Here is a 24395-nt window from a genome sequence, read left to right as displayed (position 1 = left end):
GATTTTGGGAAAATAAGTCGAATTAACTATTGGGTTTTTGTCGTTTTTGTTTTATAGTATGTATATATTTAGGGGGTGGTTTAATATAGTAAAGAAAGGAATTTCAAGGTTTTTCCGGATTGTTTGTTTTTTATGTTTTTTCATGATTTTAATACCGATTGGTGCTCTAAATGCTCAAAGTTATGATTATACTGAAAAAGCTAAATCGGTTCATTATAACTGGGGTTATGGGAGTCCAAGCAGTAAAATAAAAAACAACAACTTCAGTGTAGAAATCGATCAGACACAGTCATTAAATTCTGGTGATTATTTTATTCAGACGTTCGCGGATGATAGAGTTAGAGTTCGGTATAACAGTGAATATTTGATTAATAGATGGAGTAATTCTCCAGGTATATTGAATAAAGCTGTATTACCAGACTTGCAGGCTGGAACGCACAAAATATCCACAGAGTTTTATGAAGCACGAGGAGCGGCAACACTTTACTCTGATGTGGTTCCTTTCAATACATGGTTGGCTTATTATTATTCAAATGAGAACTTGAAAGGCCATCCTGTAGCAGCAAAGAGGATACCATCAAAAGGAGAATGGAGCCAATTTGAAGAAAACAACGGATTGGAAAGCCCGATTCCTGGAAAAGTATCTAAAAATTACTTTTCAGCTCGATATGTAACTGCTAAAAGAGTCCCTGCTGGTGATTACATCTTAAGGGTTCGCGCAGATGATGGTGCTAGAATACTAGTGGATGGAGAAGTAGTATTTGAACGCTGGTCATCAAGTGGTTACAAAGAAGATGCAGTGAAAGTTAATATAAAAGATAATTTAAATGCAGAACCAAACGAAGCAAATATTCATTGGATTGAAGTACAGTACTTTGATAGGAGTAGTGCAAGTCGAGTATCTTTTTCTATGCAACCTTACGATTCGGCAATAACTGAAAAAGAATGGGTAGCTGGATTTTATAATAATGAAAATTTAAATGGAACCCCTTATGTAATAGGGGGAACCGGTACAATTAATCATTTGAGAAACTTAGATTTAGACTGGCATAGAGGTTCGCCTAATGGACTTATACCAAATGATTACTTTTCCATGAGAGCAGAAAAGCAAATTAGCATTCCGCAATATGGATATTACAAAATTAAAGCAAGAGCCGATGACGGTGTGAGAGTCTATCTAGATAATAAACTGGTAATAGATTCATGGGAAGGCAGTGATGGTGGCCTTCGGGAAGTAAACGTGCCGTTAACTAAAGGCGTCCATAACGTTAGGGTTGAGTATTTCGAGAGAAGAGGCGCAGCTTCTATAGAGTTCGATATAGTTCCCAATTCTGTGACTCTTTTTCAAAAAGATGTTCAAGTCAATTGGGGATATGGAGGTCCTGGTGCTGGGTTATCAAATGATGACTTTAATGTAATTTTTAATCAAAGCCAGCAACTTAACTCAAAAGATCATTACATACAAACGTTTGCTGATGATAGAGTTAGGGTCAAGGTTAATGGTAAGCACGTTATTGATAGATGGTCTGACTCACCTGGGATTATTGATCGGGCACTTCTAACCAATGTGAACAATGAAGTGCAAGACATAGTTACAGAGTTTCAGGAGACTCGTGGCGCAGCGACCCTTTATTCTCATGTAGTGCCTTTTAATACCTGGTTGGCTTATTACTATCCGAATCAGGAGTTACTCGGGCATCCAATTGCTTCCAAGCAACTTCCTTCACAAGGGGAGGGGAGTAAATTTGAAGAGAATAATAGACGTGGAAGCCCAGTTCCAGGAACGGTAAACACAGATGATTTCTCAGCTAGATATGTAACAGCTAAACATATTACAGAAGGGGAATACATTGTAAGGGCTAGATCAGATGATGGTATAAGAGTTCTCATAGATGGAGAAGTAGTAGTAGATCGCTGGACTCCGAGTGGTTATCAAGAAAACGCAGTTAAAGTTAAGATAACAGATAACGAGGAAGCACCTGCAGGGGAAAAAGATGTACATTGGATAGAAGTTCAATACTTTGAACGAAGTAGCGCAAGTCGGGTAGCTTTTTCTATGCAGCCAGCTGAAACGGTCTTTAACCAAGATGAATGGGTTGGAGAAGTTTATAAAAATACAACTTTTTCTGGAGAACCGGTTATCATAGGAGGTAAGGGTGCCCTTAACCCAATTGATAATTTGAACTTAAATTGGGGAGCGGGGTCACCGAACGAATTAGTCCCTACAAATGAATTTTCTGCACGGTTCACCAAAAACGTGCATATGGATAGATCTGGTGATTATGTATTAGAGGCATCGGCAGATGATAGTATGCGAGTTTGGATAGACGGGAAATTATTAGTAGATTCATGGACTAGTAATATTTCCAAAGTGGTTAATTTGTCCGAGGGAATACACAAAATCAAAGTGGAATATAAAGAAGTTGAAGGTAATGCTTCTATTAATTTTAACCTAGAACCTCGCTACGCTAAGTTTAATCAGGATAGCTTCCATTATAATTGGGGGTATTCAGGACCCGGAAATGGGCATCCAACTGACGGGTTTAGTGCTTTGGTTAATCAGACACAGGTGTTGAATCAGAAAGATTACTTCATTCAAACTTTTGCCGATGATAGAGTTAGAGTAAAGGTAGATGGGAATTATGCAATCAATAGATGGACTGATTCATCTGGGATTATAGATCGAGCACTACTTACTGGAATGACTTCTAAAGAACATCAGATTCAGACAGAGTATTATGAAACCCGTGGGTCTGCAACATTGTTTACGGATATTGTTCCTTTCAATACCTGGTTAGCTTACTATTATCCGAATCAGGACTTAAGTGGGCATCCAGTGGCAGCAAAAAGATTAGAATCACAGAGACCATGGAATCAATTCAATGAAGATAGCGGGCTTGGTAGTCCTGTTGAAGGAAAAGTACCAAGTGATGGGTTCTCATCTCGCTATGTTACAGCAAGTAGAATCCCTGCCGGTGAATATCTGATTAGAAATGCTGCGGATGATGGTGTAAGAGTCTATATAGATGGCAAGTTGGTGTTAGATCGCTGGTCAACGTCTACCTATAAGGAAAATAACACTAAAATTCAAATCAAAGATAGACCAGAAGCAGCAACAGGTAAGAAAGATGTTCACTGGATTGAAGTTCAGTACTTTGAACGTAGTGGCGCTAGCAAAGTATCTTTTTCCCTCCAACCTTATAATACTGTTATAGGAGAAGAGAGTTGGTTGGCAGAATATTATCCTAACAATAATTTGTCTGGTGAACCAATTATTGTTGGAGGGGTAGGTTCGGTAGACCCTATTCCTAACCTGAATTTTGATTGGGATCAGAGTTCACCTCATGAAAAAATACCGGTGGATAATTTCTCTGCGACTTTTACTAAGAAACTATATGTACCCCAACAGAAAGACTATGAGTTTTCGGTGAAGTCTGATGATGGAATTAGAATTTACGTTGATGGTAAAAAAATTCTAGGTGCATGGTATGGCAGTAATAATGGGTATAAGAGAATTGTGAACTTAACCAAGGGAACACATACAATAAAGGTTGAATATAACGAGGGTATAGGACGAGCTCATATCGATTTTGGAATTGATATTCCAGTTAAGAAGGAAGTTAATTATATCCCTTATGATTTAACTCTTGAACAAATGACTGATATTCAGATGAGAGTGTCTCCACAAACCGATAAACGATATCCTTTATGGATTCGTGAGGATGGTTTGCTTGAAAACCAACCTTCCAACGGAAAGGGAACAGTACAAGGGGATAACTGGAACTTGAGAAGAGGACCAGGTACACAGTATATCGCAGGCGGCCAAGTGGATAATGGGGAAGTTTATCCGCTTTATAAGAGCACTAAAGCTTCAGATGGGTATATATGGCATCACATTAAATATACCTCAGGCTGGGTAGTTGCTGATAGAGAGGATGTTAGATATAACCTTAACCCAAACAACTTTACTGATACATTTAAAGATTCCTTGCAGTTCTTGAAACTTTCACATTCAGCTAATTTGGATGTACAGGAAGTAAATAATAAGATATTAAATGGTAAGGGTATTTTAGATGGGAAGGCTCAAGCATTTTCAGAGGCAGGGAATAAACACGGCGTTAATGAGATATACCTCATTTCCCATGCGCTATTGGAGACTGGAAATGGAACCTCTTCACTTGCAACCGGTATAGTGGTGGATGGAAGCAAAGGGAAACGAACAGTCTACAATATGTATGGTATAGGGGCAAAGGATAGTTGCCCACTTGAATGTGGAGCACAATACGCATATGATGCCGGTTGGTTTACACCTGAATCTGCAATAATAGGGGGGGCCCAATTTATCGGTGAAGGCTATGTTAATAATGGTCAGGATACTCTCTATAAAATGCGGTGGAATCCGGAAGCAGCAGCTAAATATGGATATGCAACACATCAATATGCTACTGATATTGGATGGGCTTGGAAGCAAACATCTACAATGAACAATATATTTAGTTTACTAGAGTCTTATTCAATTTCATTTGAGATTCCACAATATAAAAAGTAATCGTATTTTCTCTGTAAGAGGATAGAAATTAAATTTAGTGCTACTTCAAAACTTACTAATGTTTTGAGGTAGCCTTTTTTAAAAGATAAGAAAGTATAAAATTTGGCTCTACCACGGGACTTGTGCCTGTGGTGTTTTTATGTCCATTGTAAAAAGAAACGGGTGAAATTTGTTTATTAATTATAGTAAATAAGTTAAAATTATTACGGGTATCTACAGATTGGTAAGGTGATTTATATGCGCAATAAAACTTTATTCATAAGTAATATGTATCCTGGGAAGAAGAATCCCAGTTTTGGTGTGTTTGTAAAAAACCAAATAGATCTCCTCAATGCTAAGGGGGTTAAAGGGGATAACATCGTAATTAGCGATGATAAAAGTGGGAAATTTAACGTTCTTAAAAAATATGGAGTTTGGTTTGCAAAATCCTTATACTCTTTATTATTTAACTATAAAAAGTATAATTTGGTACATGCACATTATGTTTTCCCATCAGGATTAATTGCACTGTTGTTTAAAAAGGTTAGAAATATACCTTATGTGGTTACCGCACATGGTGGGGATATTGATAGGATGCCTTATAAAAATAAGGTAATCTTTATGATTACGGAAAAAATACTCAAAGAAGCAGACGCAGTTATCGCAGTAGGTGAAAAACTTAAGGAAGATATCGTTAAAAACTTTCATATCGATTCGAATAATATATATGTGCTAAATATGGGTGTAAATCGGGACGTTTTTATACCCTTCGACCAAGATCAAATGAGGAAGCAGCTAGGATTAGCCACAGACACAAAAAGATTACTTTTCGTAGGAAATATTATTAGAGCTAAAGGAATCGATGAGTTAATTAAGGCTTTTGCCAATTTGAAAAAATCATTTGATGATCTTCAATTGGATATAATAGGGGCCCAGAAAGATCCCCAATATATTCAGGAAGTTCACAATTTAATTGAAAGGCTGGATGTAGAGGATATTTCCATCCATCCACCCAAGGGACAAAAGGAAATTGCTTCATGGATGGCTGCAGCAGATGCATTTATATTACCTTCTCATATAGAAGGCTTTGGGCTAGTTGCTTTAGAGGCACTTTCGACAAACACGCCCGTAGTGGGGAGTGATGTTGGCGGGCTTTCGTATCTATTACGAAATGACGTAGGAATCCTGGTAGAGCCAAAGAGTGAAGATTCTTTGAAAGAGGGAATTAAAAAGATACTTGAGAGTGACAAAATAAAGACTATGCTTATCAAAAACGGAGAGAATAAAGCTGAAGAATTTGATCAAGAAGTAATTATTCAAAGCATAGTAAACATCTACAAAAACATCGAGGAGAGACATTATGAGTAAAAAGGTATTATTTATATCCTCAATTGGTGGGCATTTAACCCAGCTCTTACAACTTCAATCATTATTTAATAAGTATGATTACCATTTGGTTACTGAAAAATCGGAAGTAACCAAACATCTTAAAGATAAATATTCTATCTCATTTCTTACTTATGGAGCAAGAAACTATCCAGTTAAATATATTTTTAAATTTTCTTTTAACATTATCAAGTCGTTACTAATTTTTTTAAAAAAACGACCGGATGTGGTAGTAACTACAGGTGTACATACCGCTGTCCCGATGTGTTACTTTGCAAAGTTGTTCGGTAAAAAGGTTATCTTCATCGAAAGTTTTGCAAAATCATCAAGTCCTACGCTGTCAGGAAGAATGGTATATCCAATAGCTGATTTATTTATAGTTCAATGGGAAAGTATGAAAAAGGTATATCCTAAGGCTGTCTATGGGGGGTCTATCTATTGATATTCGTAATTTTAGGAACCCACGAGCTTCCTTTCACCAGATTAGTTAAAGAAATAGAACGACTTAAAAAAGAGGGATTTATTAAAGAAGAAATTATTGTACAAAGTGGTCATACCAATTATTCGAGTGATTTGTTAACTATACAGCCTTTCATGAGTTATGAAGAAATGGAAAGTATTTATGATCGGGCAAGACTCATAATAACCCATGCGGGAACAGGTTCCGTTATTACAGGTTTGAAAAAGAATAAGAAAGTAATTGCGGTAGCTCGGTTAAAAGAGTATGGAGAACACAATGACAATCATCAACTCGAATTGGTTGATGTATTCAAGGAGAAGGGGCATATCCTTGAATGGGATGATAGAACTCCTCTACAGGAAGTAATGAAATCAGTTGAAGAGTTTTCACCTAAGCCATTTGTCTCAGGTAAAGAAAAAATGATCAAGTTAATTGATGACTTCATAGAAAAAAACAGTTGAAGTAAGGAGAGATTCGAATGCATCAAAGTCCTATTTTTTTGATAGGTAATCATAAATCGGGTACAAGCCTGTTAAGGTCTTTGCTAGATAGTCATGAAGATTTATTTGTAATCCCTAATGAAATTCATCCATTTAAACACTTGGGATATTGGATAGATTATGATATGAGAAAAAATTATCCCAAGCAACTATCCGTTAGAGAAAAGGTTAGAAACTTTAAAGAATGGATTGAATACTCTAATCAGGCATTCGATAAATATGCCGATAGTGATACAAGAAATATATGGGATTTAGACCTGTTGAACAATTTAGTAAAACAGCGTCTGGAGACTGATCAAGAAATTTCGGATAAAGACCTAGTTGACTTTTTTCTTGAAACTCCTTACCAATTGATTCAGAAGAAACCTATTCCACAGAACAAGAGGATAGTGGAGAAGTCAGTTGAGCATGGAGAATTTGCTGCTGATTTACAGAAGATGTATCCGCATGCTAAATTTGTCCATATTATTAGGAATCCTTACTCAAATTTAGTTTCCATTCGTAAGTACATAGGGAGGAATAAGTTTCCTTTTCTAAGGGACCCAGTTAATGCACTTTATAACTCTTATTATTACCTAGAAAAGAATCAACGAATTATAGATAATTATTTTGTTATTCGATATGAAGATCTCCTCACTAAACCTGATGAGACGATTTCTGAAATTGCTGAATTCCTGGGTATCCCAAATCAAAACTCATTGTACCAACCATCTTCATTGGGGGGAAACTGGGCAGGAAACAGTACGAATAATGTGGAATTTAAAGGCATTTCAGCAAAGAATATAAATTCATGGAAAACCAATATTACTGACATTGAGATCAAGCTGGTAAACAAATTATTCTCTCAAATACTCAGTAAATATAACTACGAAAAACTTGAACCATCAGAGTCTTTCTGGAAAAGGGACAAAGCAGAGGATAATCTAAAATCATATATTGGAAATCGACTGTTTCCTAGGTTTTATCTGAAGTGAAACCTATTATTGTAAATATATAGATGGGAGGAAATAAGCTTGAGGAAGTTTCTTCGGAAAGTGTATCATCTACCCCGTGATATAAAGAGATATAGATTAAATCAGAAATACGATATAAATTTAAGCCCAATTTTTGTACTGGGGAACCAGAAAAGTGGTACTTCAGCAATTGGTGCTTTGTTGGCTGAGATAGCTGATAAAACAGTCACCATTGACTTGCTTGGAATATATGAACCTACTCAATCCAAATTGCATCAAGGTCAAATATCTTTCAAGGAATTTGTTGAGCGAAACAAGTATGATTTCTCCAGGGAAGTTATAAAAGAACCTTCGTTAACATTTTTATATGATGAAATTAAATCCTATTTTAACTCACCTAAAAATGTATTCATCATACGTAATCCTTATGATAATATCAGAAGCATACTAAATCGTGTGGATATACCAGGTAATGTAGATAATATATCGGCTGATTATAAAGAAAAATGGAATCATGCCAATGAAAACTGGAAGAAAGTAATTGATAGCAGATGGTTAGGGATAAACGGTGAAAATTATATTGAATGGATGTCATACAGATGGCTAAGGTGTATAGAGATTTATGAGCAGAATAAAGATGATTTTATTTTAATTAAATATGAGGACTTTAAGAGAGATAAAGTAAATTCAATTAAGCAGTTGGCTAAAGAGCTTAACCTTCCAATCGTAAATGATATCTCTGATAAGGTGGATATCCAATATCAGCCTGCAGGAAATCGGAGTGTAAATAAACTAGATTTCTTTGGAGAAAGAAACATAGAGCGAATTAATAACATTTGTGAAGAGAAAATGAAAGAGTATGATTATAAACTTCTTTAAAGATAGAGATTGCAGGTGATGGGAATATATGGTAAAAAGTTTATTAATGAATATAATGAGACCCATAGTAAATCCAATAACTTCTTTGGTACTGAAAAGTTACTATCAAGATAACCTTGAATTAACAGATATTAGTGCAAATAAAAGAGTGTTAATTTTGGCGCCTCATATGGACGATGAAACTATTGGGCTTGGTGGCACTATAAAAAAACACAAAAAATACGGTGCGGATGTATATTGTGTGTTTGTGACGGATGGTGCGTCCAGTGTTAGTGATATAGAGAAAGAGGAACTCTCCAATATCCGAAAACAAGAGATGACCCTAGTAAAAGATATATTGGGAATCAATCATATTTATTACATGGATCTCCCAGACGGGAACGTAAAGAGCAATAAAGAATCCTTGGCATATTTAAAAGATATAATCCAAGAAGTTAACCCGGACATAATCTATACACCTCCGTTTGTAGATGCGCATAAAGACCACATTGCCACCAATAAAATAGTAGCTGATACTTTAGAAAAATTGGACAAAAAATATTCTATTCGGCTATACGAAGTGAACTGTCCATTGCCAAAAGAAAAAATAAATATAGTAGTAGATGTTACCGAAGAATACTCAGATAAGGTTGAGGCTATAGAAGTATTTAAATCCCAAGTAATTGCATTTGATGGTTTCTTGTTTCTTAACGAGATTAAGAAGCACATGATTCAGAACAAAAAAAGCCAAAAGGTTGAGACATTTTTAGAGGTTAGTTCGGATCAGTATATTAATAAAATGAACCAGATATGGCCTATTCATGAGAATTTTCCTAATCAATTTAAACAAGTCAACAGGAAAGTTACATTACTGTGGGCTATATTTAAAAATATACGATATAAGCGGTCATTATATAAAGATGTGTTAAAATAATTCAACATAAAGCATAAGTAGAGGAGATATATACAATGAAAAAATTTGCGATAGTAGGGTGTGGAAGAATTGCCAAGAAACATGCTGAGGCTATTAGTAATGCTTCGGAAAGTGAGTTATTCGCTTTATGCGATCTGAATGAGGAAAGGCTTAATGAATTGGCTGACTTGCATAACGTTAAAGAGCTATATTCCAGTTATGAGGAAATGTTAAAAAATCCGGAAATCGAAGTAGTAAATATATGTACCCCAAATGCTTTGCATGCTGATATGGCTGTCCAAGCTGCTGAAAAAGGAAAACACGTAATGATTGAGAAACCAATGGCAACTACGATAGAAGATGCAAATCGTATTATAAAAGCTGCTAAGAAAAATAATGTCAAGGCCGCATCTGTTCACCAAAATCGCTTTAATGAGGCAGTACAAAAAACACGAAAAGCCTATGAAGAGGGCAAGTTTGGAAAGATGTCACACGGAGTTGCGAGTATACGGTGGAACCGAAATGAAAGCTACTATGGTTTGGATGATTGGCGTGGCACTGTAAAAATGCAAGATGGTGTATTAATGAATCAATGCATCCATAATATTGATTTACTGATTTGGATGATGGGTTCCGTTAAAAAGGTCACTGGTATTACAAAGACCAGATTTAGAGACATTGAAATGGAAGATGTTGGTGGAGCAATTCTCGAATTTGAAAGTGGAGCAATAGGGATTATTGAGGGGGCGGGTACTGTTTACCCTACAAATCTGGAAGAGACTCTAAACTTATTTGGAGAAACTGGTACTGTTTGCATTGGTGGAATAGCTGTCAACCGTATAGAAAACTGGAGGTTCTCACAGGACTTCCAACAAGAGGAACAGGAGATTATTAAAAGCCAGGAACAGGATCCTCCTTCGGTTTATGGATATGGACATCAATTAATTGTTGAAGACTTTGTAGATGCAATTGAAAATAACAAACAACCCTACGTTACGCTTGAGGACGGTAAAAATGCTGTTGAGGTCGTGCTGGCAATTTATGAATCGTCACGTACGGGAAATCCTGTAATCTTATAGTAATTAATTATAAAAGCTTCTTCCACTTAAAAGGAAGAAGCTTTTATAATTAAAATCTTATTCAGTTGAAGAAACAGATGTTTCGTTTTAAGTTTCAGAGGTTTTAGACTCTGATATCTCAAGGTGCTCTTTCAATAATTGTTTAATTTCCTCTAAGGCAGCCTCGTCTAACTTGTAGTAGTAAGTACCACCTGGCTGATAATCATAGCCCTTTAAAGAATATGTCTGAAAATCCAGAGAATTCCCACCTGTGCCGTAGGAAATAAAACTTTTCATTTCATCAAAGGTAAGGTTTGTAGCCATATTTTTACCAACGGCCTCTATAATTTCATCATATTTCAATACAGAATCCAGTGATAAGCCTTTTCTTACAATTGACTTTATAATTTTCTGTTGTCGTTTGCCACGTTCTATATCACTATCATATTTCCTTGTTCTTGCCAATGCAAGAGCCTCTTCGCCATTTAATTCTTGTTCCCCAGGCAGAAGGTGGATAGCTTTTTTCTGATCACGTGAGTTTTGCTCATAGAGTTCATATGGAACATCTACAGTAATACCGCCTATGGCATCAACAACATCGATAAACGCTTCAAAATTCACTTTAACATAATAGTCTACTGGTACTTCCATGAGATTCTCTACTGTATCGATCGTTGCCTTTATTCCTCCGTATGCATGAGCATGATTAATTTTTGTTTTATAGCCTACTTCCGGGATAAAAGCATAGGTATCCCTTGGAATACTTACCAATTTAACACTTTTATCTTCCTTATTCAGGGTTGCAAGCATTAATGTATCTGTTCTGGAGTGGTCTTTGTTGTTCCGTACGTCGCTAGCATCTACACCTACAATTAAAATGGAGACATTATCTTTATTTGGATTGACTCCTTCTGCTCTTAAATCAGACTTTAACCTTCCGTCATCTTTATAGGAATTGGAGAAGACCGTATCGGCTTTAACGTATAAATACGCTGAATAAGAAAGGCCTATAAATATCAATAAAGCAGGGATTAATACTAGAAATGCTCTTTTTCTCAACTTCCGCCTTTTTGTCTTTCTTAAATTACTTCTGGTATTCTCGTTCATAATATTCCCCTCTAACTGTTTTACTCTAAGGTTCTGCATGTTATGGAGTAAAGGAATGGTATGCAAAAATTATTCTACATATTCACTAAATCAAAAACTAAGATTAATTTTACTATGAATTAGCACCATAGTAAAATTAATATTTTATTACAAAAACATTCCACACTTTATATGCTCTTATTAATTAGACGATTGAAACCCTAAAAAGATTCACCTCTTACAGTTTTTAATACATTTTTTCTTTATATATGTTATAATTCCGAATGTAATGTACCACTTTTCATACAAAGGAGACTTTTTTAAAATGAGAAAAGTTCGTATGCTGGATTTAACCGAGCAATATAAAAATATGAGAGAAGAAATTTTGGAAACTATAGATGAAGTTATAAGTTCATCCCATTTTATTTTGGGGGAGAATGTTAAAAAACTTGAAGAAGATATTGCACATTTAAGTAATGTGAATCACGGAATCGGGGTTGCTAACGGATCGGACGCAATACATATTGCCTTGCAGGCTGCAGGGGTTAAAGAGGGGGACGAGGTAATAGCTCCTACATTCACTTTCTTCGCGACAGCTGGCTCTATCGCAAGATTGGGAGCGAAGCCAGTATTTGTGGATATTGATCCTATTACTTTCAATATAAATACCTCTGAGATAGAGAAGGCTATAACTGACAAGACGAGTGCAATTGTTCCTGTTCATTTATATGGTCAGATGGCTGATATGACAATAATTAAAGATATTGCGAACAAATATGGTTTAGCAGTAATCGAGGATGCCGCACAGGCTATTGATGCTGAATACCAAGGATATAAACCAGGGGAAATTGGGACGGCCGCCACTTATAGTTTCTTTCCAACGAAGAATTTAGGTGCATACGGTGATGGAGGCATGATTGTTACTCATAATGATGAAATAGCTGAGAAAAGCAAAGTAATTAGAGTGCATGGTAGTAAGCCAAAATATCATCATCATGTACTAGGCTATAATAGCAGGCTTGATGAATTACACGCCGCCGTTCTTAATGTTAAATTCAAAAAGCTTTCCGATTATAGTAAACTTCGAAGGGAAAAAGCGGAGTTCTATTCTAATAGGTTGGCCGAACTGGTATCAGAAAATGTTACCATCCCTGTTGAAAAAGAGGGAAATTATCATGTATTCCATCAATATACTATTCGTGCTGAAAAAAGGGATGAATTAAAAGATTATTTAAAAGAAAACGGAATTGATTCAATGGTTTATTATCCAAATTCCTTGCATTTGCAACCTGTTTTTAAATATTTGGGATATAAGGAAGGTGATTTTCCTGTGTCCGAAAAGGCAACTCAGGAAGTATTATCTCTTCCAATGTATCCTGAACTACCCAAAGAAGACCAGGAATATATTATTGAAAAGATAGTGGAATTCTATAATAAGTAGGTGGATTGAATGAACAAGCCTTCTTCACTTGGACAAAATGTAGTGATTGAAGATAATGTAAGTTTTGGTGATAATGTAATTATTGGTAATAATGTAATTATTTATTCTGGTACCGTTGTAGGAGACAATGTGGTAATTCAGGATAATGCTGTTATTGGAAAGCAACCAGTAAGAGCAAAGGCCTCAATCCTTCCTGATGTTAAAACTCTCCCTCCTGCAAAGATAGGATCAGGGGTGACAATTGGTACTTCATCCATTGTTTACGCCAATTGTTCCATTGCAAATAATGTTTTTGTCGCGGACTTGGCAACCGTACGTGAAAGAGTGGAAATTGGTGAGGGAACTATTATCGGCAGGGGAGTTGCAGTAGAGAATGACTGTAAAGTTGGAGAAAAATGCAAACTAGAGACGAATTGCTATATAACTGCATATTCCACTCTCGGTAATTATGTATTCGTAGCACCAGGTGCAATAACTACCAATGATAATTTCATGGGAAGAAGCAAAGAACGATATGAAAAATTCAAAGGCGTTACTGTAAAGGATGGGGGCAGATTGGGAGCTAATTCAACAGTCTTACCTGGCAAAGTAATTGAAGAGGACGGGACTGTTGCCGCTGGTAGCGTAGTGACCAAAGACGTGGGGAAAGAGGATTTAGTAGTTGGCTCTCCCGCCAAAAAAATCAGAGATGTCCCGAAAAGTCAACTTCTAAGAAATCAGGAGTAAAAAGAGCTCTATTAAAATTAATATGCCAACAAAAAAGATTGTGATATCCTGTAATAGGAACTATTGATAACCATTAGGAGTGAAGTTTATATGACTAACACGGAAGTAAAGCAACAGACCCCACATGGTGGTGTTTTGGTTAACAGAGAGTTATCAGATGACAAAAAACAAGAAAAGCTGAAAAACGCTGAGTCATTAAATTCTCTTACAGTATCTGCATGGACCGTATCCGATATCGAATTGATTGGTATAGGAGGATTTAGTCCTCTTAAAGGGTTCATGGGCCAGAAAGATTACGAAAGCGTCGTAAGTAATTATCAATTGGCTGATGGAACTGTTTGGACAATTCCAATTACCCTATCTGTCTCCCAGGAAGAAGCAGAGCAATATAAAATTGGCGAAGAGATTACTCTTAAAGGTAAAGATGGAATTATCTACGGAACAATGGAGCTTGAGGAAAAGTATACTTATGATAAAAAACTTGAAGCTCAGAATGTGTACGGGACTACGGAAGATGCTCATCCAGGTGTAAAGAAGCTTTATGAGCGGGGAGATGTATATCTTGGTGGACCGATTACTTTATTAAATCGCCCTGATCATGGGGGATTTAATGAGTTTTACATGGATCCAAGCGAAACCCGAGCAATGTTTGCGGACTTAGGATGGAAAACTATTGTTGGTTTCCAGACACGTAATCCAGTTCACCGGGCGCACGAATACATTCAGAAGTGTGCATTGGAAGCTGTTGATGGGCTATTGCTCAATCCATTAGTAGGTGAAACAAAGTCTGATGACATTCCTGCTGATATTCGAATGGAAAGTTATCAGACAATCTTGAAGCATTATTATCCTGCTGACCGTACTCGCCTTGCAATTTATCCTGCAGCAATGCGTTATGCAGGCCCGAAAGAAGCGGTATTACACGCAATTGTCCGTAAGAACTTTGGTTGTACCCACTTTATAGTTGGGCGAGACCATGCAGGTGTTGGCGATTATTATGGAACATATGAAGCGCAGGAGTTTATTTCTCAATTTGAAGATGAATTAGGGATACAAATTTTTAAATTTGAACATGCTTTCTACTGCACAGAATGTGGAAACATGGGCACAGCTAAAACTTGTCCTCATGGTAAAGAACACCATGTTCACTTGAGTGGAACAAAGGTACGTGAGAAATTACGTAATGGAGAGCGTCCGCCAAAAGAATTTTCACGTCCTGAGGTAGCTGATATCCTTATCAAAGGAATGAAGCAGGACTAGAAGGGGTAATACTCCCATGACGTTTAATATGATATTTGTTTTATTTTTGATTATAGCCATGCTTGCCGTGCTACTGTTCGATCTCGCACGGCCTGACATGGTTGTTTTTGCAGTTTTGGTTATATTACTACTGACAGGTATACTTACTCCAGAACAAGCCTTAAGCGGCTTTTCGAATGAAGGAATGCTGACTATTGCGTTATTATTCATTGTGGCTGGAGCGGTTCAAAAGAGTGGGCTTATTGACCAGATGATGAAAGGGTGGCTTAAGAACAGTAAAACCCAAACTGGTTCAATGATAAGGTTTTTTGTACCAATATCTGTTTTCTCTGCTTTTTTAAATAATACGCCAATCGTAGTTACATTTACGCCTATCATAAAGAATTGGTGTGAAGATCGGGGCATTGCCCCTTCAAAGTTTTTAATTCCTTTATCTTATGTGACTATTCTTGGCGGGACTATCACCCTTATTGGTACTTCAACCAACCTCGTTGTTCATGGAATGCTTACTGGGACTTATGGTATGCAAGGGTTCTCGCTCTTTACTTTGGCTGTAGTGGGAATCCCTGTAGCGTTAATTGGTTTAGTTTATCTTTTTACTATAGGAAGAAGGCTTTTACCAGATAATAAAGGGTTCAGTCAACGAATTAAAGAAGACTCAAAAGAATATATCGCAGAAATGAAAGTAACTGGTGATTTTCAGCATATTGGTAAGTCTGTAAAAGGTGCGGGGCTCCGTGACCTGAAGGGCCTATATCTAGTGGAGATTATAAGGGAGAATGAGCATATTTCACCTGTTAAGTCTTCCACTATCATTAAGCATGGAGACCGGCTGATATTTACCGGGTTAATATCTACCATAGCAGATTTGGAAAAGATAAAAGGATTAGAATTGGAAACCGGAACTACTATTGGACTAAATGATTTAAAAAATGGTACTTCCAATCTAATTGAAGTTGTTGTTTCTCATGAATCTGTTTTAACTACTAAGTCGATAAAAGAATCACAGTTCCGCTCAAGATACGATGCGGGGGTAATTGCAGTTCATCGCAACAATGAAAGAATTAAAAGTAAGGTCGGTGATATTGTACTTCGGCCTGGTGATACACTTCTTTTATTAGCTGGCACTGACTTCCTTGAAAAATACCAGCAATCAAATGATTTTTATGTTGTATCTTCCCTTGATACACCACCATCACTTAAACAAAACTCTGCCAAAGGCTGGTTTTCGATTGCCCTGTTGGTTGTAATGATTTTGTTAGTAACAATTGGGTTATTAAGTATGTTTAAGGCGATGGCTTTGGCTGTCCTTATACTTATCGGCTGCAAAATTATTACTCCACAAGAGGCTAAGAGATATATTCAATTTGATGTATTACTTTTGATTGCAAGCGCTCTAGGTATTGGGATCGCCATGAGAGAGACAGAACTTGCCCAATGGATTGCGAATGGCCTGGTAAATTTCGGGGAGCCATTAGGGTTGCTTACAATGGTCTTTATGGTATATTTTTTAACGAATTTGTTTACTGAATTGATTACCAATACAGCAGCCGCGGTTCTTATGGTACCAATCGGAATTGCACTGGCCGACCAATTAAACGTAGATCCTATGGGATTTGCAGTAACAATTGCCATTGCAGCATCTGCGAGTTTTGTAACACCGATTGGTTATCAGACGAACCTAATCGTTTACGGACCAGGTGGCTATACTTTTAAAGATTATATAAAAGTAGGTACACCACTTAGCATTCTAGTAATGATCACTGCTGTTTCAATAATTTATTACGTATGGTTTTAGGAGGAAAAGTTTATGTCTAAGTCAGAAAACATCGTGTGGCACGATTCAAAAGTGACCAAGGAACATCGTCAAAACCTGAACAATCATAAGAGCGCCGTTATTTGGTTTACTGGTCTCTCGGGTTCAGGTAAATCAACTGTCTCAGTGGAGCTGGAGAAGGAACTTCATAATCTGGGAGTACGCACATACCGCCTAGATGGGGATAATGTACGGCACGGACTAAATAAAAATTTGGGATTTAGCCCTGAAGACAGGACAGAGAACATTCGCCGAATAGGTGAAGTTTCCAAGCTAATGGTCGATGCAGGGTTATTTACCCTCACTGCATTTATCTCTCCATACCGCGAAGACCGGGATAATGTACGTGAACTGCTAGATGAAGGTGAATTCATAGAGGTTTATGTTAAAGCAAGTGTAGAAACATGTGAGTCACGTGACCCTAAGGGCTTGTACAAGAAAGCACGTGCTGGGGAAATAAAAGGATTCACAGGGATTGACGCTCCTTATGAAGAACCGAAAAACCCTGAAGTTACCGTGAATACAGATAAATTAAGCATAGAAGAATCTGTTCAAACCATAATAGAATATCTGAAAGAGAAAGGGTATTTGGAATAATGACGGGTGTTAATATAAAAAACTTATTGGAAATATCCTTGGTGGCCGGACAGGAAATCCTTGCAGTGTATAAACAAGATATAGAAGTAGAGACCAAAGAAGACAATTCACCCCTTACGGAGGCTGATCAAAGGTCTCACCAGGCTATAATGAAGGGATTGCAGAGTCACCCTAATTTGCCTGTATTAAGTGAAGAGGGCAGAAACATTTCCTATCAGGAACGTAAGGACTGGAATGAGTTCTTTTTGGTCGATCCTTTAGACGGTACTAAGGAATTTATAAAGAAGAATGGTGAATTTACAGTCAATATCGCTGTAATAAAAGATAAATACCCTATCCTAGGGGTAATTTATGCACCTGTTTTAGACACATTCTACTTTGGAAAAGAGGATCTAGGTGCCTTTAAACTGGAGAATGCTTCTAAGAAGGAAATCATGGATGAGAAAGATTTGCTGGTTAAAAGTATTGCTTTACCTCAGAAGAATGATTCTTCAAAAGTCAATGTGGTAGCTAGTCGTTCTCATATGTCTGCGGAAACAGAAGAGTTTATCAATGAACTCAGGAAGAAGCGGGAAGTAGATGTAGTATCAGCGGGGAGCTCACTAAAGTTTTGCTTGGTCGCTGAAGGTAAGGCGGATTACTATCCTCGTTACGCGCCAACTATGGAATGGGACACAGGTGCTGGACAGGCAATTGTAGAAGCATCTGGTGGGAAAGTAACTCGTTATGAAGATAAGGAAAGGTTTTACTATAATCGGGAAAATTTAAAAAATGGATGGTTTTTGGCTGAAAGATAATATTGGCTTTTACTCGATTGGGGTATATCTCCACTGAAGGTTTCGCTTTCTAATCAGATATACCCCTTTTTATCTCTGAAGTAGAAATACCTTTTGTACGAGGTAAATATATTACATTACAATAGCTCTTTAAATAATCAAATTTGCCTATCCAGTCATCACCCATAACCAAAGTATCTATATCGAATTCTTTTATGTCATTAACTTTTTGCTTCCATGAATCTTCAGGGATCACCATATCAACATAGCGAATAGATTCTAATATGAGCTTGCGGTCTTCAAATGAATGATATGCCTGTTTGTTTTTAATCTTGTTAAAATGATCAGTTGATATACCTACAATTAAGTAATCACCCATACTCTTTGCTCGTCGCAGCAGATTAATATGCCCTGCATGTATTAAATCATAGGTACCGTAAGTAACGATTTTTTTCATTTTATGATCCTCCTAATCAATTATATCAATATTAACACAGTATCGTCTTTGTCCAAATGCTTCTTCGCTATTTTGAATAGTTAGTGTTATCATAAAAAAGCCCAGTTCAATAGAAATAGGATACATATATGTTAAAGTCCAAATGACTGCTTTTCAAAAGCTATAAAGGGGTACTATAATAACGATTTAAGAGAATTTAACTTTAAATAATAATGCTGAGGTGTTGAATATGAACATTACCGTTGCGGGCACAGGCTATGTTGGCCTGTCTAACGCAGTATTATTGGCGCAGCATAATAAAGTGACTGCGCTTGATATTGTTCAGACGAAAGTAGAAATGATTAACAATGGTAAATCTCCAATCATTGACCCGGATATTGAAGAGTTTCTAACACACAAAGAGTTACATTTAAAAGCCACAGTCAAAAAGGAAGAGGCCTTTAAAGATGCGGAAATCATAATTATTTCTACGCCTACAAACTATGACCCAGATAAAAACTATTTTGATACCAGTACAGTTGAAGATGTGATAACTAGTGTTCTGGAGATTAATCCAGAGGCATTAATGGTTATCAAATCTACAGTACCAGTGGGTTATACCGAAGATGTGCGTGAAAAGTTTAATACAGAGAATATTATTTTCTCTCCTGAATTTCTACGTGAGGGTAAGGCTTTATATGATAACTTATACCCTTCCAGAATAGTTGTAGGGGAGCAGTCTGAGCGAGCAAAAGTATTCGCGGAGTTGCTTGTAGAAGGAGCAGAAAAGGAAAACATTGACGTTCTCTTTACTAACTCAACAGAAGCTGAGGCAATCAAGTTATTTGCTAATACGTATTTGGCCATGCGAGTGGCATTCTTTAATGAACTGGATTCCTATGCAGAGATTAGAGGCCTTAATACAAAGCAGATAATTGATGGAGTTGGATTAGACCCAAGGATTGGAAACCATTATAATAATCCTTCCTTTGGATATGGCGGTTACTGCTTGCCGAAAGATACCAAGCAGCTTCTTGCTAACTATGAAGACGTACCGAACAATATTATGGGCGCAATTGTGGATGCAAACAGGACTAGGAAAGATCATATTGCAGACATGATTCTAAAACGAAATCCTAAAATTGTAGGGATTTATCGCCTAACAATGAAAACAGACTCAGATAACTTCAGACAGTCGGCCATTCAAGGAGTTATGAAGCGACTTAAAGCAGAGGGTATTGAAGTAGTCATTTATGAACCCGCTCTTAAGGAGAAAGAATTCTTTAATTCAAGAGTGATAAATGATTTTGAGGAGTTCAAACAAACATCTGATATTATTGTGGCTAATCGTTTGTCAGACGAATTAAAAGAAGTTAAGGAAAAAGTATACACTAGGGACCTGTTCAGCAGGGACTAAGTAAAAATGGGGAAATAATGTTTCTTATTGAACATTACTTTCCCTTCTTTAATTCGGATTTTCCTACTTTACACCTCCCCTTGCCACACCCTTTTCCCAACGTCCTTATTAAAACATGAGTAACAAATTTTTGGCTGCCTAGAAGAGAGTGACCTGGCATCATTAAGGAAGGCAGGTGCAGTTGGGGATATCAGTTCCCGGTTCTTTGATACTCTTGGCAGGGAAGTTCACCATCCATTGAATAACCGGGTGATTGGGCTTAATGTGGAGGAAATCCGTAACATTCCACATGTGATTGAATAGTTGAAGGTTTCTACAAGCTTGAAAGTATTGAAGCAGCACTAAAGGTAGGATATTTGAACGTACTGATTACTGATGATCGTACTGCTCAGGCATTAATTGATACATATGTTGAGGAGAGAAATTTTAGGCTCCACCGGGATTGAAAGGGCACAAATTCCGCACTAACTCCTTAAATCGTACACCAGCCTTGGTATCGCGTATCAAAATCACAAAAGGCGCGTGATCCCCCACGACTTGTTGGATATTATAGCACGAAGTGAGGGAAGTCGTGCTAGTCGCTGGACGGTGTAGCTGGATGTGGCTTTTATCGTCATAAAGTAAAACCAAGAAGTAATTTAATATCAATTAGTATAAGAAAATGAAAGCTATTGGAATCGCACCACTGACATGAATACTATGTTACAGCAAGTATTTAAAAGCTAGTCGAGCATCTACAGTTACTACATGATGTTTATGCTTTCGGTAATGGACTGAATGATATCAAAATGCTACGAACTGTGGAAGACAGCATAACAATGGGGAAGGCACCACATGCTGTAAAGGAATCAGCTAAAATGTTTAAGAAAGATGAAGATGTTCATGATGATGGCATTTTGCATGGCCTGAGAATGGGAGGATTAGTTAAATAATGATTTAATGCAGACACGCGGGTGAGTTGTTTGCGTGGTAAATCAAAAACTCGCGTAACATCTCAGCGAACTCGCGTGAAACTATGCTGAAGTCGCGCAACACATACTCAAAATTGAGCAACAAATCACCCCGAGGATGTTGATAATCGGCCTAGACCGAAAATCTTCTACTTTAATTTAAATCCATACAATAAGTTAATTTTCCGTTAAAACAGAAGATGCTCCTCTTATAATTACTTTCGGTTCCCCACCAAGAGAAGTGTCCTATAAATACTTCTTATTTTACATACCACTTTTTTTACTCAAAGTTCGATTGTAGGTTGTAGGTTTAATAAGAATATAGTGGTACTTCTCTAAACGTGTAAATCACTCTTAACCTTTAGTCTCTTAATAAAAAAATTAACTTGAACCTATAATGACATTGTAATATCTAATAAGATCGATGTAATTGTTTAATCAGGTACATGGGCTTTTTGTGCAATAATTTTGAAGGGAGAGTATTAAAGACGTTTTAAGGACTTGTATTAAAAGTTATCTTAATAGTAGTAATAATGGTAACGCTTTCAAGATTGCTTTGAGAAGGGTAGGAGTGATTTCTATAAGCCAAACCGTTTTAACGGAACATGTCATCGATGTTTAACTAGCAAATCTATCTTAAAAGGAGAGTTTGCAATTGAAGAAACAGTCGGGAAAGTTCCTGAGCAGTTTAGTATTTTTATGTTTTTTAATAGGATTTCTAGTCACAAATAATAATACAGATGCTTCCTCGTTGGAAGTAATACTCACCAATCCAGGTTTTGAAGATCCAGTTGTCAACGGAGTAATACCAGGGTGGGACCAAATATATGGTGATGGAGGTTTTGACGTCACGGATACGGTAAGTCACTCAGGGGATTACAGTTTACATGTAAATGTTGATAACGATAGTAAAAGTTATGGTATGGATAGTGAGTTTATTGAAATTGATTCAGGTGAAACTTATACTGCATCCGTTATGACGAATGTAAAAACTGGACAGCCAAAAGTATATATGCGTTTTTACGATAGCGATAAGAACAGAATCAAACAATACTTTTCTGGTTCACATTCTATGAATCAATGGGAGGAGCTTTCTGTAACTGGAAAAGCACCAGAAGAAGCATCTTTTGCATCGATATTAATCTATTCTTCTGTCGGTGCTAATACCGAAGCTTATTTTGATGATGTTACGTTAAATAGAGAAGATGCTATAAATGAGAATAAAATTGAGAAGATCGGTATCCCAATCAGGTCAGTGACTGTTCCAGGTGCTGCATACGGACCTGGACCGAATGGAGAGGAATATATTTACGCTGTAGCAAACGGGAATCCCGCTTCATTGAGTGTGGTAAACGCACATACCGGAGAAAGGGTAAAAACCTTTTCTTTACCTGGCGCTCATAATTCATGGGGCTTAACAGTAGCCCCGAACGGTACGCTTTACATCGCCTCGGGACGTAATGCAAATATGTATCAATGGGTCCCGGGGAGTGAAAGCATAACAACTTATCGTACTCCTATTAAAGATGAATCGTATATCTGGACTGTTAGAGCCGATGAAGAAGGATTAATTTATGGAGGGACATATCCAAGCGGTAAAGTCTTCCAATTTAATCCAAAAGACAACACTTTCAGGGATTATGGACAGCTTATAGAAGGTATTAAATATACCAGAAGTGTTGCAGTGGGTAAAGGGAAAGTTTATGCAGGTTTAGGCACCCCAGCCCATTTAGTTGAGCTTGATACAGTAACAGGGGATAAAAAAGAAATACAGTTGCCTGAAGAATATCAGGATCAGAAATTTGTATACGACTTAAGTTATGAGGGTAATTTATTGTTTGCTAGGTTAACCCCGGCAAACGATACGCTTGTATACGATGTAGTTCAGGAAGAATGGATTGATACAATTAAGAACACCACAGCTATCGGAGACATAGTGTCACCACGGGGGCCGGAAAACAAGGTCTACATTCGAAAAGACGAGTTTATATATTCTTATGACCTAAGAACCCATGAGCTTGTTTCAACTGGTGTACAGTTCATAAATGGCGTGTCAGCCTCCAGAAGCTTTGGATGGATCCATTTGGAAAATTCGGATTACCCTGGAAGAAGCCTAGTAAGTATGACTTCCCGAGGTGAAATTTTTATATACAATCCACAAAATGGAAACCACAAAACCCTACATGGAGATGTCCAAGGGCAACCAACGGACATTCAATCATTGAGCAAAGGTCCTGATGGGCGGATTTATATTGGAGGTTATCTGTCCCCACAGGGGATGGGGGTATATAACCCTGAAACAGGAGAATTAAAGCAGTTAAATGGAATGAGTCAAATCGAGGGAATGGGCAGCCATAATGGCAAGCTGTATATGGGCACATACCCTGGAGCCAATATTTTTGCATATGATCCAACAGAACCGTGGAATTATGGCAATAATCCACGAAAGCTTTTCTCCTTAGACAACACTCACAGTCAGGACCGGCCTTTTGCCTTTGAATCAGCAGGTGATAAATTGGCAATAGGTACGGTTCCGGATTATGGGCAACTTGGAGGCGCATTGACATTTTATGATCCGGGTACAGACCAATTTGATGTACACCGTAACGTTGTAGAGAACCAAAGTATAATTGAATTGAAGTATAAGGATGGGCTTATCTATGGTACGACTTCCATCTGGGGGGGCTATGGTATTGATCCAACTGAAACAGAGGCGAAAATGTTCATTTGGGATGTTGAAAAAGGTGAAAAGGTTTGGGAAGGCGTTCCTGTACCAGGTGAGGAAGCCGTATCAGCTGTTACTTTTGACAATGAAGGATATCTATGGGGATTAACTGCCGGGCACGTGTTTAAATTTGACCCAGTTACAAGAGAGATTATGAAGGTCAAAGAAATCTTCTATCATGAGTCTGGAAGTATGTACTACCATGGACGAGATCTGGTTTTTGATGAAGATGGTTATCTCTATGGTGCAACCTTGGGTAAAGTTTTCAAAATTAATCCAGATACTCTGAAAGTAGATATTCTCGCGGAAAATGCTTCATTGCTTACGCAGGATAGTAAGGGCGACATATATTTTTCACGAGGTACTGAATTATTCAAGTATGATACAGACTAATTAAGGACTGAGGGGGCAGCGGGTTAGCTGTCCCTATCCAATTTACAATAAAAAGGGAGGGGACTTTGCTGGAATCAATTACATACTACCACGACAATCTAACAATTAAATTCGCC

General features: G+C 37.3%; 20 protein-coding genes and 1 pseudogene. 19 read left to right on the top strand and 2 right to left on the bottom strand.

Annotated features, from left to right (window positions below; all coding sequences use genetic code 11):
* Nucleotides 1-46: 46 nt before the first annotated feature.
* The 8 genes from ACFO3D_RS07295 (at nucleotide 47) to ACFO3D_RS07260 (ending at nucleotide 10677) form a co-directional block, all read left to right on the top strand.
* Nucleotides 47-4549: a PA14 domain-containing protein gene (locus tag ACFO3D_RS07295; RefSeq protein WP_390294294.1), complete on the top strand. Its 4503-nt coding sequence runs from the start codon at nucleotides 47-49 to the stop codon at nucleotides 4547-4549.
* A 237-nt stretch (nucleotides 4550-4786) separates the two neighbouring features.
* The gene (locus tag ACFO3D_RS07290; RefSeq protein ID WP_390294292.1) at nucleotides 4787-5896 is read left to right on the top strand and encodes a glycosyltransferase; all 1110 of its coding nucleotides are present in this window, start codon (nucleotides 4787-4789) and stop codon (nucleotides 5894-5896) included.
* Nucleotides 5889-6356 carry a PssD/Cps14F family polysaccharide biosynthesis glycosyltransferase gene (pssD, locus tag ACFO3D_RS07285; protein ID WP_390294290.1) on the top strand — a complete coding sequence of 156 codons (468 nt, stop codon included), beginning with the start codon at nucleotides 5889-5891 and terminating at the stop codon, nucleotides 6354-6356. Before ACFO3D_RS07290 ends, pssD begins: the two co-directional genes overlap by 8 nt.
* Nucleotides 6353-6835 (top strand): PssE/Cps14G family polysaccharide biosynthesis glycosyltransferase, encoded by a 483-nt coding sequence (gene pssE, locus ACFO3D_RS07280; protein WP_390294288.1) that lies wholly within the window; start codon nucleotides 6353-6355, stop codon nucleotides 6833-6835. Before pssD ends, pssE begins: the two co-directional genes overlap by 4 nt.
* Nucleotides 6836-6852: 17 nt before the next feature.
* Complete coding sequence (locus tag ACFO3D_RS07275; protein ID WP_390294286.1) at nucleotides 6853-7848, top strand: sulfotransferase family protein; 996 nt, start codon at nucleotides 6853-6855, stop codon at nucleotides 7846-7848.
* Between the two features lie 39 nt (nucleotides 7849-7887).
* Nucleotides 7888-8706 carry a sulfotransferase domain-containing protein gene (locus ACFO3D_RS07270; RefSeq protein ID WP_390294284.1) on the top strand — a complete coding sequence of 273 codons (819 nt, stop codon included), beginning with the start codon at nucleotides 7888-7890 and terminating at the stop codon, nucleotides 8704-8706.
* 28 nt (nucleotides 8707-8734) lie between these two features.
* Nucleotides 8735-9619 (top strand): PIG-L deacetylase family protein, encoded by an 885-nt coding sequence (locus tag ACFO3D_RS07265; protein WP_390294282.1) that lies wholly within the window; start codon nucleotides 8735-8737, stop codon nucleotides 9617-9619.
* 35 nt (nucleotides 9620-9654) lie between these two features.
* A complete protein-coding gene (locus ACFO3D_RS07260) occupies nucleotides 9655-10677 on the top strand; it encodes a Gfo/Idh/MocA family protein (protein ID WP_390294280.1) in 1023 nt (340 codons plus the stop codon).
* Nucleotides 10678-10764: 87 nt separating this feature from the next.
* On the opposite strand, the gene ACFO3D_RS07255 is transcribed toward ACFO3D_RS07260, so the two are convergent.
* Nucleotides 10765-11763, bottom strand: a complete 999-nt coding sequence (locus ACFO3D_RS07255) for an LCP family protein (RefSeq protein ID WP_390294278.1) — start codon at nucleotides 11761-11763, stop codon at nucleotides 10765-10767.
* A 304-nt stretch (nucleotides 11764-12067) separates the two neighbouring features.
* Here ACFO3D_RS07255 and ACFO3D_RS07250 point away from each other — a divergent pair, with 304 nt between their 5' ends.
* From ACFO3D_RS07250 to cysQ, 6 genes are all read left to right on the top strand, one after another.
* The gene (locus ACFO3D_RS07250; protein WP_390294276.1) at nucleotides 12068-13183 is read left to right on the top strand and encodes a DegT/DnrJ/EryC1/StrS family aminotransferase; all 1116 of its coding nucleotides are present in this window, start codon (nucleotides 12068-12070) and stop codon (nucleotides 13181-13183) included.
* Between the two features lie 9 nt (nucleotides 13184-13192).
* Nucleotides 13193-13909, top strand: coding sequence for an acyltransferase (locus tag ACFO3D_RS07245; protein WP_390294274.1), 717 nt, complete (start codon nucleotides 13193-13195; stop codon nucleotides 13907-13909).
* Between the two features lie 90 nt (nucleotides 13910-13999).
* Complete coding sequence (gene sat / locus ACFO3D_RS07240) at nucleotides 14000-15169, top strand: sulfate adenylyltransferase (protein WP_390294272.1); 1170 nt, start codon at nucleotides 14000-14002, stop codon at nucleotides 15167-15169.
* Nucleotides 15170-15185: 16 nt separating this feature from the next.
* Nucleotides 15186-16967, top strand: a complete 1782-nt coding sequence (locus ACFO3D_RS07235) for an SLC13 family permease (RefSeq protein WP_390294270.1) — start codon at nucleotides 15186-15188, stop codon at nucleotides 16965-16967.
* A gap of 12 nt (nucleotides 16968-16979) precedes the next feature.
* Nucleotides 16980-17582: an adenylyl-sulfate kinase gene (gene cysC / locus ACFO3D_RS07230; protein ID WP_390294268.1), complete on the top strand. Its 603-nt coding sequence runs from the start codon at nucleotides 16980-16982 to the stop codon at nucleotides 17580-17582.
* Nucleotides 17582-18379 carry a 3'(2'),5'-bisphosphate nucleotidase CysQ gene (gene cysQ, locus ACFO3D_RS07225; protein WP_390294266.1) on the top strand — a complete coding sequence of 266 codons (798 nt, stop codon included), beginning with the start codon at nucleotides 17582-17584 and terminating at the stop codon, nucleotides 18377-18379. The genes cysC and cysQ overlap by 1 nt, the downstream gene beginning before the upstream one ends.
* 49 nt (nucleotides 18380-18428) lie before the next feature.
* Here cysQ and tagD read toward each other — a convergent pair whose 3' ends face one another.
* A complete protein-coding gene (gene tagD, locus ACFO3D_RS07220; RefSeq protein ID WP_390294264.1) occupies nucleotides 18429-18815 on the bottom strand; it encodes a glycerol-3-phosphate cytidylyltransferase in 387 nt (128 codons plus the stop codon).
* A gap of 229 nt (nucleotides 18816-19044) precedes the next feature.
* On the opposite strand from tagD, the gene ACFO3D_RS07215 reads away from it, so the two are divergent.
* The 5 genes and pseudogenes from ACFO3D_RS07215 (at nucleotide 19045) to ACFO3D_RS07195 (ending at nucleotide 24279) form a co-directional block, all read left to right on the top strand.
* The gene (locus tag ACFO3D_RS07215) at nucleotides 19045-20211 is read left to right on the top strand and encodes a nucleotide sugar dehydrogenase (protein ID WP_390294262.1); all 1167 of its coding nucleotides are present in this window, start codon (nucleotides 19045-19047) and stop codon (nucleotides 20209-20211) included.
* Between the two features lie 126 nt (nucleotides 20212-20337).
* A complete protein-coding gene (locus ACFO3D_RS07210) occupies nucleotides 20338-20514 on the top strand; it encodes a sugar-binding domain-containing protein (RefSeq protein ID WP_390295482.1) in 177 nt (58 codons plus the stop codon).
* The gene (locus tag ACFO3D_RS07205) at nucleotides 20511-20657 is read left to right on the top strand and encodes a sugar-binding domain-containing protein (protein WP_390295480.1); all 147 of its coding nucleotides are present in this window, start codon (nucleotides 20511-20513) and stop codon (nucleotides 20655-20657) included. The genes ACFO3D_RS07210 and ACFO3D_RS07205 overlap by 4 nt, the downstream gene beginning before the upstream one ends.
* A 309-nt stretch (nucleotides 20658-20966) precedes the next feature.
* Nucleotides 20967-21143 (top strand): annotated as a pseudogene (locus ACFO3D_RS07200) (HAD hydrolase family protein); the annotation flags it as partial.
* A gap of 673 nt (nucleotides 21144-21816) precedes the next feature.
* On the top strand, nucleotides 21817-24279 hold the full coding sequence (locus ACFO3D_RS07195) for a ligand-binding sensor domain-containing protein (RefSeq protein ID WP_390294260.1): 2463 nt from the start codon (nucleotides 21817-21819) through the stop codon (nucleotides 24277-24279).
* The last annotated feature ends 116 nt before the right edge of the window (nucleotides 24280-24395 follow it).

The organism is Virgibacillus kekensis (assembly GCF_042654125.1).
Lineage (GTDB): Bacteria > Bacillota > Bacilli > Bacillales > Amphibacillaceae > Lentibacillus > Lentibacillus kekensis.
The sequence above is the reverse complement of the archived record's forward strand: the minus strand, read 5'-3'. Positions and strand labels throughout refer to the sequence as shown.